The following is a 12,239-nucleotide window of genomic DNA, read 5'->3' on the forward strand; positions in this document are numbered from 1 at the left end:
GGTAGAAACCAACGGAACGTATGGGTCGACCGTGTAGTTCGTAATCCCTCGATCGGGTAATACTTTCTTACTGGCTGTCAGCGCATTACTTGCGGTGCCGACCGCGCCCGGCGATTCGGGTCTTTTCTTCGGCTTGTCCGAATCGGGCGACCGCCCGGTCGCGCATGAACCCGAGCGGATCGGGCGCGTGCAGCCGCAGCATGATGTCGTGCACGTGGTCCGGGCGCCCGTACCCCGTCGCGCGGCTGACGAAGTACGTCGTCACGAACGCGACCGGCACGGTGATCAGCGCCGGCTGGTTGACGAACCACGGCGCCCAGCCGCCGGTGTAGCCGCTCACGACGTTGACGATCAGCGCGGCCAGCACGAGCCCGCCGCCGACGAACATCCCGGCCAGTGCGCCCGGCCAGGACAGCTTGCGCCACCAGATGCCCAGCACCAGCAGCGGGCTGAACGTCGACGCCGCGAGCGCGAACGTCAGCCCGATCGACAGCGAGATGTCCTCCGGGCGCAGCGCGACCGCCAGCGCGATCGGGAAGAGCGCGACCAGCCCGGTCGCGACGCGGAAGTCGCGGACGCGGCCGGGCAGCAGGTCGGTCGACACGACCCCGGCGACGCTCACCAGCAGCCCGGACGTGCTGGAGAGGAACGCGGCGAACGCACCGGCCGCGGTGACCGCGCCGAGGATCTGGCCGCCGATGCCCGGCAGCATCGCTGAGGGCAACCGCAGGATCGCCGCGTCCGTCTTGCCGGTGACCAGCAGCTCCGGGACGTACATCCGGGACAGCGCGCCCAGCAGCGTCGGGAAGAGGTAGAACAGGCCGAGCAGCAGCAGGACGTGCACGGTCGTGCGGCGCGCGGCCTTGCCGTCGGGGTTGGTGTAGAAGCGGACCAGCACGTGCGGCAGGCCCATCGTGCCCAGGAACGTCGCGAACATCAGCGAGTACGTCTGGAGCAGGTCGGTGAGGCTGCCCGACGCCGGGTGCAGCCAGTTCGCGTTGTCCGCGCTGGCGTCGCTGACCACCGGCACCGGTGTACCGGCCAGGAACTTCAGCTTCGTGCCTTCGGAAACCTCGTGCGGGGCCAGCGGGGTCCAGTGCGTCGGCCCGGCGGCCGGGCCGTTGTCGGTGCGGCCGTAGGCCCAGAGGTAGGTGTCGCTCCGGACGGTCAGCGTGACGTCGGTCTGGACGTCCACTGTGGTGTCGGTGGGGAACACCGGCGGCGCGGCCGCGCCGAGCGGGCGGAAGCCGTCCGGGCCGCCGCCGGCGAAGAAGACCATGCACAGCACGAACGCGGGGACCGCGATCGCGAACAGCTTCAGCCAGTACTGGAAGGCCTGGACGACGGTGATCGCGCGCATGCCGCCGGCGATCACGTTGAACGCCACCAAGACCATCACCGCGACCGCGCCCGCCCACACCGGCACGGGGAGAACCGTCGCCAGCGTCAGGCCGGCGGCCTGCAGCTGCGGGACCATGTAGAGGATCCCGATGAAGACGACGAACCCCGTCGAGAACCGGCGGAGGCCCTTCGAGCCGAGCCGCATTTCGACGAAGTCGGGCAGCGTGTACGCGCCGGAGCGGCGCAGCGGCGCCGCGACGAAGAGCATCAGCGCGAGGTAACCCGCGGTGAAGCCGATCGGGAACCACAGCGCGTCGGCGCCGTCCTTGAGCACGATCCCCGCGATGCCGAGGAACGACGCCGCGGACAGGTACTCGCCGGAGATCGCGGCGGCGTTGCGGCGCGACCGGACGGTCCGCCGGGCGACCAGGAAGTCGTGCGTGCTCGTGGCCGAACGCGAAGAGCGGTGACCGAGGAAGAACGTCACCACGGCGACCAGCACTATGCCGGTCAACGCCCACGGGTTCAGCTGCACGGGGGAATCCTCGCACGAGTCGTGCGGAAACTAGTTTTCGATCATGTCCACGAACGCGCGTTCGTTGCGTTCGGCCAGCCGGTTGTACCAGATGCCCACGGCGAACAAGAACGGGAAGGGCAGCACGCCGAGGATCAGCCAGGCCACCGGGATGCCGGCCAGGCTCAACCGGGAGAACCCGGGCAGCAGGTAGAACAGCACCGGCAGCGAGCCGAACACGACGACGACGAGCCCGGACAGCAGCAGCGCCGTCCGCAGCTGGACCTTCACCAGGTGGTCCTTGACGAGCAGCTTCCCCCAGCTGGTCTGCTCTTCCAGCTCGACGCGAGCACGCAGGGTGCCGGAGCCGCGGCGGGGGTCGGCGAGGATCACCCGCTCCCGCTTGGGTCTCGCGTGGTGCTCCGGCTTCGGCGGCGGCTCGTTGTCCGGCGCGGGCGGCAGCGACTCCACGACGGCGCGGTCCGTCGGCTGCGGCAGCTGCTGGCGGACGCGGCGGCCGAGCGTCGGATCGGGCTCTCGCACGCCGTTCGGCAGGCGCTCGTAGAAGTCGTCGGTCATGACCGGTCCCGGCTCAGCCGTTCCGGCCCGAACCGACCAGCCGGTCCTTCAGCGCGCGGGTGTGCCGCCGGCTGACCGGCAGCACCTTCTCCTCGTTGCCGATGACGACCTGGTAGCCGCCCTGGCCCATGCGCAGCTCGGTGATGAGCGGCAGCGCGACCAGGAACGACCGGTGGATCCGGACGAACCCGGCCTTCTCCCAGCGCTCTTCGAGCTGGGCCAGCGGGATCCGGACCAGGTGGCTGCCTTCGGTGGTGAACAGCCGCGCGTAGTCGCCCTGCGCCTCGACCCAGCGGACCGAGGAGCGCGGGATGAGCTTGGTGGTGCCGGCCAGCTCGACCGGGATGACCTCGTCGTCGTTCTTCACGCCGGGCTCGCCGCCCAGGGCGCCGGCCGGGGGCGCGGCGGCCGCGGCGAGCTTCTCGATCACGCGCGAGATCGCGCGGTCGAGGCGGTCCTGCTGGTAGGGCTTGAGGACGTAGTCCAGCGCGCCGAGGTCGAAGGCGTTGACCGCCTCCTCGGCGTGGCCGGTGACGAACACCAGCGCCGGCGACGGCCGCAGCGCGGCGAACACGCGCGACATCTCCATGCCGGACAGGCCGGGCATGTCGATGTCCGCGAAGACGGCGTCGACGATCGGCAGGCCGCGGTCCTTGCGTTCGCGTAGCCTCGGGTCGTCGGTGGACAGCAGTCGCAGCGCCTCGGACGCGTCGATCGCCGGGAACACCTTCGCCACGTGCGGGCTGTTGCGCAGGCAGTGGACGAGTTCGTCAAGACCGTTCGGCTCGTCGTCCACGGCCAGGACCACGAGCTTCCGGGTGTCATCGTGAGCACTCACAGTGAAACGCATCCTGCCCATTGCCGAGTGCAATGTCCAGCCCCCGTCTGCCTGAAGTGAGAGGCTTATTCTGGTTAGGCCGCCGCGTCCCGCTCGCACACCGCTCCTGCTCATGCCAAGGCATGTGGCGGCCGACGGCTGAATAAGGCTCTTAGGAGACCCGCGGCCGAGGGCCGCGGGTCCCTCGTCTCAATGCACGAACGTGAACCAGTTCAGGTTCACGAAGTCGGCGGGCTGACCGCTCGTGAACGTCAGGTACACGTTGTGCACGCCGGTGACCGCACTGACGTTCGCCGGGACGGTCCGCCAGCTCTGCCAGCCGCCCGTGTTGCCGACCGCGAAGCTGCCGATCGGAGCGTTGGACCGGCTGTCGAGCCGCACCTCGACGAGTCCGCTCACGCCGGACGCCGCTCCGGACGCGACGCGGGCCTGAAAGTTCGTCGCCGCGCTGCCGCCGAAGTCGATGTTCGGGTAGAGCGCCCAGTCGCCGTTGGCCAGCGCGCCGATGTCCTGGCCGCCCCCGGTGTCGGCGGTGGCCTCGGTGATCGAACCGGACTGCTGGCTGTACGACTCGGCCTGGATGGTGCTGTACGCGCTGCTCCCGCCGGTGGGCGGAGTGGTCGTGGTCGGTGGGGTCGTCGTGCCGCCACCGCTCCCGCCGCGGGTGGTGACGGTGACGTGGTCGACGACCATCGGGTGCCCGGGCACGATCCCCGGCCCCGGCGTGGTGGTGCCGGAGTTGTTGTTGGGGAACGCGCCGCCGATGGCGACGTTCAGCAGCACGAAGTAGCCCTGGTGGGTCGTCATGTTCGCCCAGGTCGTGGCGTCGACCTGGTTCTGGCTCACCGAGTGGAACTGCTGGCCGTCGACGAACCAGCGGAACACCTGCGGGCTGGTGCTCGCGTCCCACTCGAAGCGGTAGGTGTGGAAGGCCGACTGGCAGCTGCTGCCCGGGCACGCGCGGTTGGCGGGCAGGCCGGTCGTCTCGTTGCACGGGCCGCCGGGGTTGACGCCGCAGTGCAGGACGCCCCAGACGGAGTTGATCCCGTTGACGTTCTCCATGATGTCGAACTCGCCGATGGCGGGCCAGTTCCACCAGTTGCCGCGGTAGGGGCCGCCGAGGGCCCAGAAGGCGGGCCAGTAGCCGAGCGCGGCGGCGCCGGTGACGTTCGGCATCTGGATCCGGCTCTCGATCCGCATGACGCCGCCGGCGGGTGGCTTGAAGTCGGCGCGCTGGGTTTCGATCCGCGCGGACGTCCAGTTGCCGGCACCGTCGCGCAACGGCGTGATGCGGAGGTTGCCGGAGCCGTCGAGCGAGACGTTGCTCGAGCTGGCGGTGTAGTTCTGGATCTCGCCGGTACCCCAGTTGGCGGGGCCGCCGGGGTAGCTGTGGCCGGTGTCGATGATCCAGTTCGCGCTCGCCGGCAGCGCGCCGGAGCCGCCGGTGAAGTCGTCGGCGAAGACGGTGGTCCAGCCGGACTCCGGGGGCGGGACCGACGCGGCGGCGGGGATGGTCAGCGGGATCGCGATGAGCGCGGCGCCGGCCACGGCACCGATGATGAGTCTTCGGGAGTGGGGCATCGGGTACGACCTCCTCGTCGTCCGGATTTGTTGCCGATCGCAACAAAGCCCGGTCACAAGGAGAGCCGATGCCCCTTCGCAACTCCAGCGGCGTTACACAGGTTGGGTGACCCAGGTCACAAAGTCTGCCCGGAAGTACCCAAACCGGACATCGAAGTCAGAGGCCGAATCGGGACCAAGCCGCCTTCTGCGTCACCGCTTCCAGCACCGCCGACGCCGCAGCCGGGGCGCCGATGCCGAGGCGGGCCAGCAGGGCCTTCTTCGGCTCGGCCACCGAGATCTCCGCGTCCGGGAAGCGGTCCGTGACGATCTGGCGGAGGCTGCCCAGCCCGTCGATCAGGCCGAGTTCCAGCGCCTTCGCGCCGAGCCAGACGTCACCGGTGAACAGGTCCTCGGCGTCGGTCAGGCGGTCGCCGCGGCGCTCCTTGACCCAGCTCACGAACAGCTCGTGGAGTTGGGTGTGCATCTTCTTCAGCCACTCGACGTCTTCGGGCTTCTCCGGCGAGAACGGGTCGAGCCGCGACTTGTTCGCGCCCGCCGTGTGCAGGCGGCGCTCGATGCCGAAGCGCTCCAAGAGCCCGGTGAAGCCGAAGCCGCCGCTGATCACACCGATCGAGCCGACCATCGACGTGCGGTGCGCGTAGATCTCGTCGGCCGCGCAGGCCAGCCAGTAACCGCCGGACGCGGCGACGTCCTCGCAGAACGCCAGCACCGGCACGCCCTTCTCGTCGGCCAGCTGCCGGATCCGCTCGGCGACCAGCCCGGACTGCGTCGGCGCGCCGCCCGGCGAGTTGATCAGCAGCGCGACCGCCTTCAGCCGGTCGTGGCCGAACGCCCTGGTCAGGGCCGACTCGACGGCGGCCAGGTTGATCGCGCCCCGGCCCAGCGGCGACGGCGACGGCGTGATCACGCCGTGCAGCTTCACCACGGCCACGACGTCCTTGCGCTCGACCCGGTCGGCGAGGACCGGGATCCGCGAAGCCAGCTTGTCCGTAACGCTCATACCGCCAGGCTAGCGGGATTCAGCTCATGGGGAGGATGCCGGAGCGCGTGCCGTTGACGCCGTTCACTTCGCTGCCGTTCAGCTGGGCCGGGCCGCCCTGGGCCGGGACGTCGGCTTCGGCGTCGGCGCTGTAGTCCGGCATGTTCGGCCGGACGCCCGGCACGAACTTCGGCACCCGCAGCGTCACCTTCATGCCGGCGCCCGGCGCGGTCTCGACCATCACCGCGTAGTCGCTGCCGAAGACCTGCTGCATGCGCTGGCTGATGTTGCCGAGCCCGACGTGCGCGCCGGTGCTGTGCGCGTTCTTGACGTCCCGCAGGCGCCGCGGGTCCATGCCGATGCCGTCGTCCTCGACGCTGATCAGCGCCTCGGTGCCGTGGTCCTGCGCGATCACCGTGACGCAGCCGCCGCTGGGTTTGCTGGCCAGCCCGTGCTTGACCGCGTTCTCCACCAGCGGCTGGATGATCAGGAACGGCACGACGACGCTGAGCACCTCGGGCGCGATCTTCATCCGCACCTCGAGCCGGCCGCCGAAGCGGGCGTTCTCGATGGTCAGGTAGCGGTCGATGTTGCGCAGCTCCTCGGCGAGCGAGGTGAACATGCCCGACGTCCGGAACGAGTAGCGCGTGAAGTCGGCGAAGTCCTGAAGCAGCTCTCGCGCCTCTTCGGGGTCCGTGCGGATCAGCGCGGAGATCGTGTTGAGCGCGTTGTAGACGAAGTGCGGCGAGATCTGCGCGCGCAGCGCCTTGATCTCGGCCTGCTGGAGCTGGTGCTTGGACTCGTCGAGCCGCGCCAGCTCGAACTGCGTGCAGACGAACTGGGCGACGGCGTCGGCCATCTGCACCAGGCGCCCGCGGGTGCGGCCGACGACGATCAGCGCCGCCTCGGTCTCGCCCTCGACCAGCAGCGGCACGATGACGGCGGTCTTCATCCGGCAGGTGCCGCGGTGGTTGCACGGCATCCGGTCGTGCGCGACGACCTCGCGGCGGTGCTTGCGGATGGCCGCGCCGATCGCGTCGACGAGGTCGACGTAGTGCTCGTTCGCCTCGCCGTCCCAGGACAGCAGCGTGCCCTCGCTGTCGGTGATGCCGACGGCGACGCAGTCGAGCATCTGCAGCAGCTGGGTGGTGATCTTGTCGGCGGCGTCCTCGTCCAGGCCGGAGCGGAGGTTCGGGGCGGCCTTCGACATCCGGTGGACGGCCTGCAGCATGGCGTCCTCCACCACGCTGGCCGGTTTGCGCTGTTTCACGAGCAGCACGATCACCGCGATGCCGAGCAGCACCGCCAGACCCCACGGAACGATCTGCGCAAGCGGAAACCCGGACACGGCGTCCATGCTCTGCGCTCGACCAACCGGGTGCAAGGCCTGATCCCACTTTCTGTCCAACTGTGATGACCGAGGGTGGGAGTGACCCTACTCAGAGTCCGGCGAGGCCCGTCACGGTCACTGTCCGCAACACGCGGGCAGGGCGGTCTGTTCCACCGGATCCGGGGAAAGCGGCTGGAAGAGGGCGGTTCGGCGGTCGGCGGCACCCGGCTTGCCAGGGCTCCGGCCGCCGGCGGCACAGCACCTGCGGCCGAACGGGGGAATCCCGGTGCGTGACGTGGCGACCACAGGTGTCACCGCTACTTCAGCAGCCGCGACATCCGGCGGTCGGCCAGCGGCTTGCCGCCCGTCTGGCAGGTCGGGCAGTACTGGAACGACTTGTCCGCGAACGAGATCTCGCGGATCGTGTCGCCGCAGACCGGGCACGGCAGGCCGGTGCGCGCGTGGACGCGCAGGCCCGAGCGCTTCTCGCCCTTCAGCCGCGCGGCCTTCTGCCCCACCGAGCGCTGGACGGCGTCGGACTCGATCTCGACGATCGCCTCCGCGAGGGTCTCCAGGGCTCCGTCGTCGAGCTTGCCGATCGTCGCGTACGGGGAGAGCTTCGCGCGGTGCATGATCTCGTCGGAGTACGCGTTGCCGATGCCGGCGATCAGCGACTGGTCGGTGAGCGCCCACTTCAGCCGCGTGTTCTTGCCGGCGAACAGGTCACGCAGCTGGGCCGCGTCCACCGAAAGCGCGTCCGGGCCGAGGCGCGCGACGCTCGCGATCTCCTGCGGGTCCTTCACGATCCACACCGCGAGGCCCTTCTTCGTGCCCGCTTCGGTGAGGTCGAACCCGGGTCCGGTGGCGGACTCGAGGTGCACGCGCAGCGAGATCGGGCCCTTGCCCGGCTTGAGCGGCGCCGCGGCCAGGCCGTCGGACCAGCGCAGCCAGCCCGCGCGGGCCAGGTGGACGACCAGGTGCAGGTCACCCGCGACGACGTCGAGGTGCTTGCCGTGCCGGGTCGCGCCGGTGATCTCGCGGCCGTGCATCTCGGTCCACGGCGGGGTCGCCGTCTTCAGGACGCTCAGGGATGCGACATCGATGCGGAAGATCGTCTGGCCGACCGCGTTCTCACGCAGGTGGTGCGCCAGCGCTTCGACCTCGGGCAGTTCGGGCATGCTCCCAGTTTCACCCCTTCGGCCGAATTCCGGTACTCGCTATTCGACGGGGTGCAGCGGCCCGTCGAAGTCCGGCAGCGAGTGCCGCTGGATCGTCTTCGAGATCTTCTTGACCTCGCCCTGCACGGTGAACATGCCGCGGATGGTGCCGACCCAGCGTTCGGACGGCCGGTCGCCGGTCACGTCGCCCTCGGTCTCCGCGACCACCGTCCACGGCCGGCGCAGGATCCACCGCAGCGGGAAGAACAGCACTATGAGCAGCAACGCCAGCAGCACCCACGCGGGGATGTTGACCTCGTTCGGCGTCCACACCACCAGGATCACGGCCAGCAGCGCGGTCACCACGATCATCGCGATACCGGGGCCGTAGCTGCCGGCGACGTCGTGCTCGAAGTCGTCGGCCGTCGCCGGGGCGCGCCATTCCATCTGGGCACGGACCACCCAGTCGCGGCCGTCTTCGCCGCGTACCAGCCGGTTCATTCAGTTGCCTCCCGGGGCGCCCGCAGGGTGAGCACGACAAGACCAAGCAAGAAAACGGTACCGTGCCCGGGCTCGCCCGCGCGAGGGAGGAATCGGACATCCCACCCGGCGAAGTTGATCAACGCTGCTCAGGGGTGGTCGAGGCCGGGTCCGCCGGGTCGCTCGAACCAGTGACTTCGGACGCGCTGCTCGGGCACGGTTTTCCCGAAGTCGGCGTCACGGTCGTCGACGGCTCGGTTTCCTCGTCGGTCGGCGCCGGCTTGGTCGGGGCGCTCGTCGTCGTGCTCCCCGGGCGGTCGGACGGCGACAGCTCGGGCGCCCCCGCGCTCTCCGGCGCGGTCTCGTCGCTCGACTTCGTCATCTCCGTGGTCGTGGAGTCGAGCCGCGGCGACGTCGACGAGTGGTCGGGCGTGCTGAACGTCGAGGACGTCGTGACGTCGTCGCGCGGGGTGCCGCCGTTCGTACCCGGCTGCGGCAGCGAACCGGCGTCGCCTGCCGGGACGTCGCCCGCGGGCACGGACGGCACCTCGTTCGCCGCCAGCTGCTTGGAACCGCCGCCGCGCTGCCGCGCCGGGACGGCGATCCCGGTGCCGCGGCCGTTGAGCACGCCGATGCCGATCCGCGGGTCCTGCTGCGGCTGCGGGGGCGGCTGCTGGTGCGATTCGGCGGGCGGCACCACGACGAGCTCGGGCGCCCCGCCGGTCAGCCCGACGTCCTGCACCGGCGTCGACCCGAACAGCACGGGACCGGCGGCGACGCCCACGGCACCCACGGCTGCGGTCGACGCCAGCGCGAGCCCGATCTTGACCTTGGAGCCGACCAGCACGCCCTTGATCGTCGTGCCGAGCCCGGCCAGCACGCCGCTGCCGCCCGCGGCGGCACCCGCGGCCGGCACCAGCAGCACCAGCACCCCGGCGTGCGCGCGCAGCGACGAGCAGACGTCGCGCAGCTCGTCCTGGGTCGCCCGGCACGACGAGCAGCCGTGCAGGTGCGCCTTGATGCGCTCCGCCTCGGCGCCGGTCACGCTGCCGGCGGTGAACCCGCCGAGCTTCTCGACGACCGCGCGGCAGGAGTCCGGCCCGCGGTTCACCGACAGGTGGGCCTGCAAGTAGGCCGCGCGGAGGCCCTGACGGGCCCGGCGGGCCAGCGCGGCGGTCGCGTTCGCGCTCAGCCCGAAGTGGGTGGCGACCATGGCGGGCTGCTCGCCCTCGACCTCGGTCTGCCACAGGACGGTCCGCCAGCGCTCGGGCAGGCTGGTGAACGCCGTCGTGATCAGCGTGTGCTCGGCGGTGCGGGCGTGCGTGTCGGCCCCCGCGCCGGCGCGGAAGGTCAGCTCGTCGTCGGAGACCGGGACGTCGCGGCGGGCGCCGTGCCACTCCCAGGAGACGCGGCGGGCGACGGTGAGGAGGTAGGCGCGGACGTAGTCCCGGGGGCCGGCGCCGCGGCGAAGGGCCTGGAGCACGCGGAAGAACGTCTCCGCGGTGATGTCCTCGGCCTCGGACCGGTCGGAAGCCAGGCTCTGCGCCAGTCTCCGGACGGCGGCGGCGTGCAGCTCGAACAGCTCCCCGAACGCGGCGTCCTCGCCGTTTCGAAGTCGTTGCAGCAGTGCCTGCTCGTCGGATTCCGAGGCCGCTGGTGGCGGCACCGTGCCCAGCTCGGTCATCCGGCCCGGCACCTCCTCCCCGAAGGTCTCCCCATTCGGTCGAATGGGGACACCATACGGAGGGATTCAGCCGTCGTCACCCCTTGTACGCCAGCTGTGACACCGAAGCACCGGGTCAGGGCACTTCGGGACCCGCTCATCGGAGCAGTTTTCGGTTGGTATAGAGTTCTCCCAACAGCAACGCAGTGCGGATGTAGCGCAGCTGGTAGCGCATCACCTTGCCAAGGTGAGGGTCGCGGGTTCGAATCCCGTCATCCGCTCAAGATCGAAAAGCCCCCGCTCAGGACATCGAGCGGGGGCTTTTCGCTGTCTCGGCGCGGTTCACCGGTGAGCGCCGTCACACGACTTTCGTTGCTCCTCCATAACCACCTCTTCGGGTGACCTACATCGCGGACGCCTTGAACGGGTCGTGCTCGGCGAGGAGCTTGTCGAGCCGGGCCTGGTCGACGCGGGAGACCACCGAGGTCTCGTCCTGTCTGTCGCGGACGCACTTGGCGAGCGTGAAGGTGGAGGTGACCAGGTACAGCGCGCCGAGGGCGAGGAAACCGCGGATCCAGCCGTCGACCGGCAGGTACGCGATGCCGCCGGTGACGGCCGCCAGTGCCAAGCCGAACGAGATCGCCGCCTGGATGTAGAAGGCCGTCGTGGTGGGGGACGTGGTTCCGGATTTGGTCTCAGGCCCGGTTGCGATCGGGCTACAGCTCGTAGACGTCCAGGACCGTCGGGGCCACCGGGGTCAGGTGCGGGTCTTCGCGCTCCGTCACCTGGCCGCGGGCCATGCGGTACACGCGGAACTCGTTGTCGTGCTCGGGGTCCTGGTCGTCCCACACGTGCAGGAGCCCGTAGGAGCCCGCCGCCAGCTCGCCGACCCTCGTGAACACCTCGAGCAGCTCCGGGCCCAAGCGGCCGCCGTGCTTGTCGAAGCCGCCGAAGTGCAGCATCGGCATGCCCGCGCTCCAGCGGAGGTCGACCAGGTCGAAGTCACCCGCGTCGCGGATCGCGCGGTGCACGCGGTCGACCAGGCGCTCCAGGAGCGCCGCGTCGTCATCGCCGCTCGCGGTCGCCTGGATGGTCACCCAGCCGTGATACTCGAACACCCGCAGAACGGTAGCAAGAGATCAACGGCGAGCTCAGCGGGCCAGTGCGGACGGCTTCCCGTCGCGGCGCAGCAGGTTCGCCAAGACGCCTTCGCCGTGCTTCTCGAAAGCCGGGACGAGCTTGTCGCCGAACACGCAGAGCGTGCGCTCCCACGGGTGGCCGAGCGTGCCGTACGAGAAGTCCGACGCCAGGAACAGGTGGTAGTCGGCGCGCGGGAACACCGGCACCGGCCAGCGCGCGCCCTCGGTCATCAGGTGCGGGCGGACGCGGAAGGACTGGTGCTGCCAGTGCAGGGCCCACATCCAGTCGTCCGGGCCGCAGACCTCGCGGAACGCGGCGAGCGCGATGGCCGCGACCTGGTGCTCTTCGACGGCGTACGGGCCGAGGCGGAACTCGGCCGACCCGCGGTCCAGGTCCCCCGGCGAGAGGTCCCAGGTCCGCGACGGCGCCGGCTCGCGGAAGCCCGGCCAGGCGTGGGCGTAGGTGCTCGGCCAGAACGCCAGCTTGTCGTACACCCAGTACCAGGCGGGCTCGTCGGCGACGCGGGAGACGGCTTCCCAGGCAGCATTCACTGTTACGACCTCTGACTTCGGCCGGGCACGAAAGAACACGCGAAAGCTTCGTGTTCGCCCTCCGGTTTGTCCAGTCCTCGTCC

Annotated in this window: 12 protein-coding genes and 1 tRNA gene; 1 reads left to right on the top strand and 12 read right to left on the bottom strand. The window is 70.3% G+C overall.

The genetic code is table 11. The features are described from left to right. Positions 1-85: 85 nt before the first annotated feature. The 9 genes from ACIRSS_RS33030 to ACIRSS_RS33070 form a co-directional block, all read right to left on the bottom strand. Positions 86-1,876: a cation acetate symporter gene (locus ACIRSS_RS33030; protein ID WP_400901673.1), complete on the bottom strand. Its 1,791-nt coding sequence runs from the start codon at positions 1,874-1,876 to the stop codon at positions 86-88. A gap of 30 nt (positions 1,877-1,906) precedes the next feature. Further along, positions 1,907-2,434 carry a hypothetical protein gene (locus tag ACIRSS_RS33035; protein ID WP_400901675.1) on the bottom strand — a complete coding sequence of 176 codons (528 nt, stop codon included), beginning with the start codon at positions 2,432-2,434 and terminating at the stop codon, positions 1,907-1,909. A gap of 13 nt (positions 2,435-2,447) precedes the next feature. Continuing rightward, positions 2,448-3,284 (bottom strand): LytR/AlgR family response regulator transcription factor, encoded by an 837-nt coding sequence (locus ACIRSS_RS33040; RefSeq protein WP_400901677.1) that lies wholly within the window; start codon positions 3,282-3,284, stop codon positions 2,448-2,450. A gap of 177 nt (positions 3,285-3,461) precedes the next feature. Next, a complete protein-coding gene (locus tag ACIRSS_RS33045) occupies positions 3,462-4,853 on the bottom strand; it encodes a glycoside hydrolase family 16 protein (protein ID WP_400901679.1) in 1,392 nt (463 codons plus the stop codon). 157 nt (positions 4,854-5,010) lie between these two features. Then, a complete protein-coding gene (locus ACIRSS_RS33050; RefSeq protein ID WP_400901681.1) occupies positions 5,011-5,856 on the bottom strand; it encodes a S49 family peptidase in 846 nt (281 codons plus the stop codon). A 19-nt stretch (positions 5,857-5,875) separates the two neighbouring features. Beyond that, a complete protein-coding gene (locus ACIRSS_RS33055; RefSeq protein ID WP_400901683.1) occupies positions 5,876-7,192 on the bottom strand; it encodes a histidine kinase in 1,317 nt (438 codons plus the stop codon). Positions 7,193-7,482: 290 nt separating this feature from the next. Beyond that, positions 7,483-8,343 carry an Fpg/Nei family DNA glycosylase gene (locus tag ACIRSS_RS33060; protein WP_400901685.1) on the bottom strand — a complete coding sequence of 287 codons (861 nt, stop codon included), beginning with the start codon at positions 8,341-8,343 and terminating at the stop codon, positions 7,483-7,485. 39 nt (positions 8,344-8,382) lie between these two features. Then, on the bottom strand, positions 8,383-8,823 hold the full coding sequence (locus ACIRSS_RS33065; protein WP_400901687.1) for a DUF983 domain-containing protein: 441 nt from the start codon (positions 8,821-8,823) through the stop codon (positions 8,383-8,385). Between the two features lie 118 nt (positions 8,824-8,941). Further along, on the bottom strand, positions 8,942-10,486 hold the full coding sequence (locus tag ACIRSS_RS33070; RefSeq protein ID WP_400901689.1) for a sigma-70 family RNA polymerase sigma factor: 1,545 nt from the start codon (positions 10,484-10,486) through the stop codon (positions 8,942-8,944). A 187-nt stretch (positions 10,487-10,673) separates the two neighbouring features. On the opposite strand from ACIRSS_RS33070, the gene ACIRSS_RS33075 reads away from it, so the two are divergent. Next, positions 10,674-10,746, top strand: a tRNA-Gly gene (locus ACIRSS_RS33075). Positions 10,747-10,868: 122 nt separating this feature from the next. Here the strand turns inward: ACIRSS_RS33075 and ACIRSS_RS33080 are convergent. The 3 genes from ACIRSS_RS33080 to ACIRSS_RS33090 are packed head-to-tail and all read right to left on the bottom strand — an operon-like array spanning position 10,869 to position 12,156. Then, a complete protein-coding gene (locus tag ACIRSS_RS33080) occupies positions 10,869-11,177 on the bottom strand; it encodes a YiaA/YiaB family inner membrane protein (protein WP_400901969.1) in 309 nt (102 codons plus the stop codon). A 4-nt stretch (positions 11,178-11,181) separates the two neighbouring features. Beyond that, on the bottom strand, positions 11,182-11,583 hold the full coding sequence (locus ACIRSS_RS33085) for an immunity 7 family protein (protein WP_400901691.1): 402 nt from the start codon (positions 11,581-11,583) through the stop codon (positions 11,182-11,184). 33 nt (positions 11,584-11,616) lie between these two features. Then, positions 11,617-12,156, bottom strand: coding sequence for a DUF2716 domain-containing protein (locus ACIRSS_RS33090; protein ID WP_400901693.1), 540 nt, complete (start codon positions 12,154-12,156; stop codon positions 11,617-11,619). Between the last annotated feature and the right edge of the window lie 83 nt (positions 12,157-12,239).

This window comes from Amycolatopsis sp. NPDC101161, assembly GCF_044768185.1.
GTDB lineage: Bacteria > Actinomycetota > Actinomycetes > Mycobacteriales > Pseudonocardiaceae > Amycolatopsis.

Bases quoted from the DNA above. Each gene is read 5' to 3' on its own strand.
- ACIRSS_RS33035 (WP_400901675.1), bottom strand. From the start codon at position 2,434: ATGACCGACGACTTCTACGAGCGCCTGCCGAACGGCGTGCGAGAGCCC.
- ACIRSS_RS33055 (WP_400901683.1), bottom strand. From the start codon at position 7,192: ATGGACGCCGTGTCCGGGTTTCCGCTTGCGCAGATCGTTCCGTGGGGT.
- ACIRSS_RS33065 (WP_400901687.1), bottom strand. From the start codon at position 8,823: ATGAACCGGCTGGTACGCGGCGAAGACGGCCGCGACTGGGTGGTCCGT.
- ACIRSS_RS33070 (WP_400901689.1), bottom strand. From the start codon at position 10,486: ATGACCGAGCTGGGCACGGTGCCGCCACCAGCGGCCTCGGAATCCGAC.
- ACIRSS_RS33045 (WP_400901679.1), bottom strand. From the start codon at position 4,853: ATGCCCCACTCCCGAAGACTCATCATCGGTGCCGTGGCCGGCGCCGCG.
- ACIRSS_RS33050 (WP_400901681.1), bottom strand. From the start codon at position 5,856: ATGAGCGTTACGGACAAGCTGGCTTCGCGGATCCCGGTCCTCGCCGAC.
- ACIRSS_RS33040 (WP_400901677.1), bottom strand. From the start codon at position 3,284: ATGCGTTTCACTGTGAGTGCTCACGATGACACCCGGAAGCTCGTGGTC.
- ACIRSS_RS33060 (WP_400901685.1), bottom strand. From the start codon at position 8,343: ATGCCCGAACTGCCCGAGGTCGAAGCGCTGGCGCACCACCTGCGTGAG.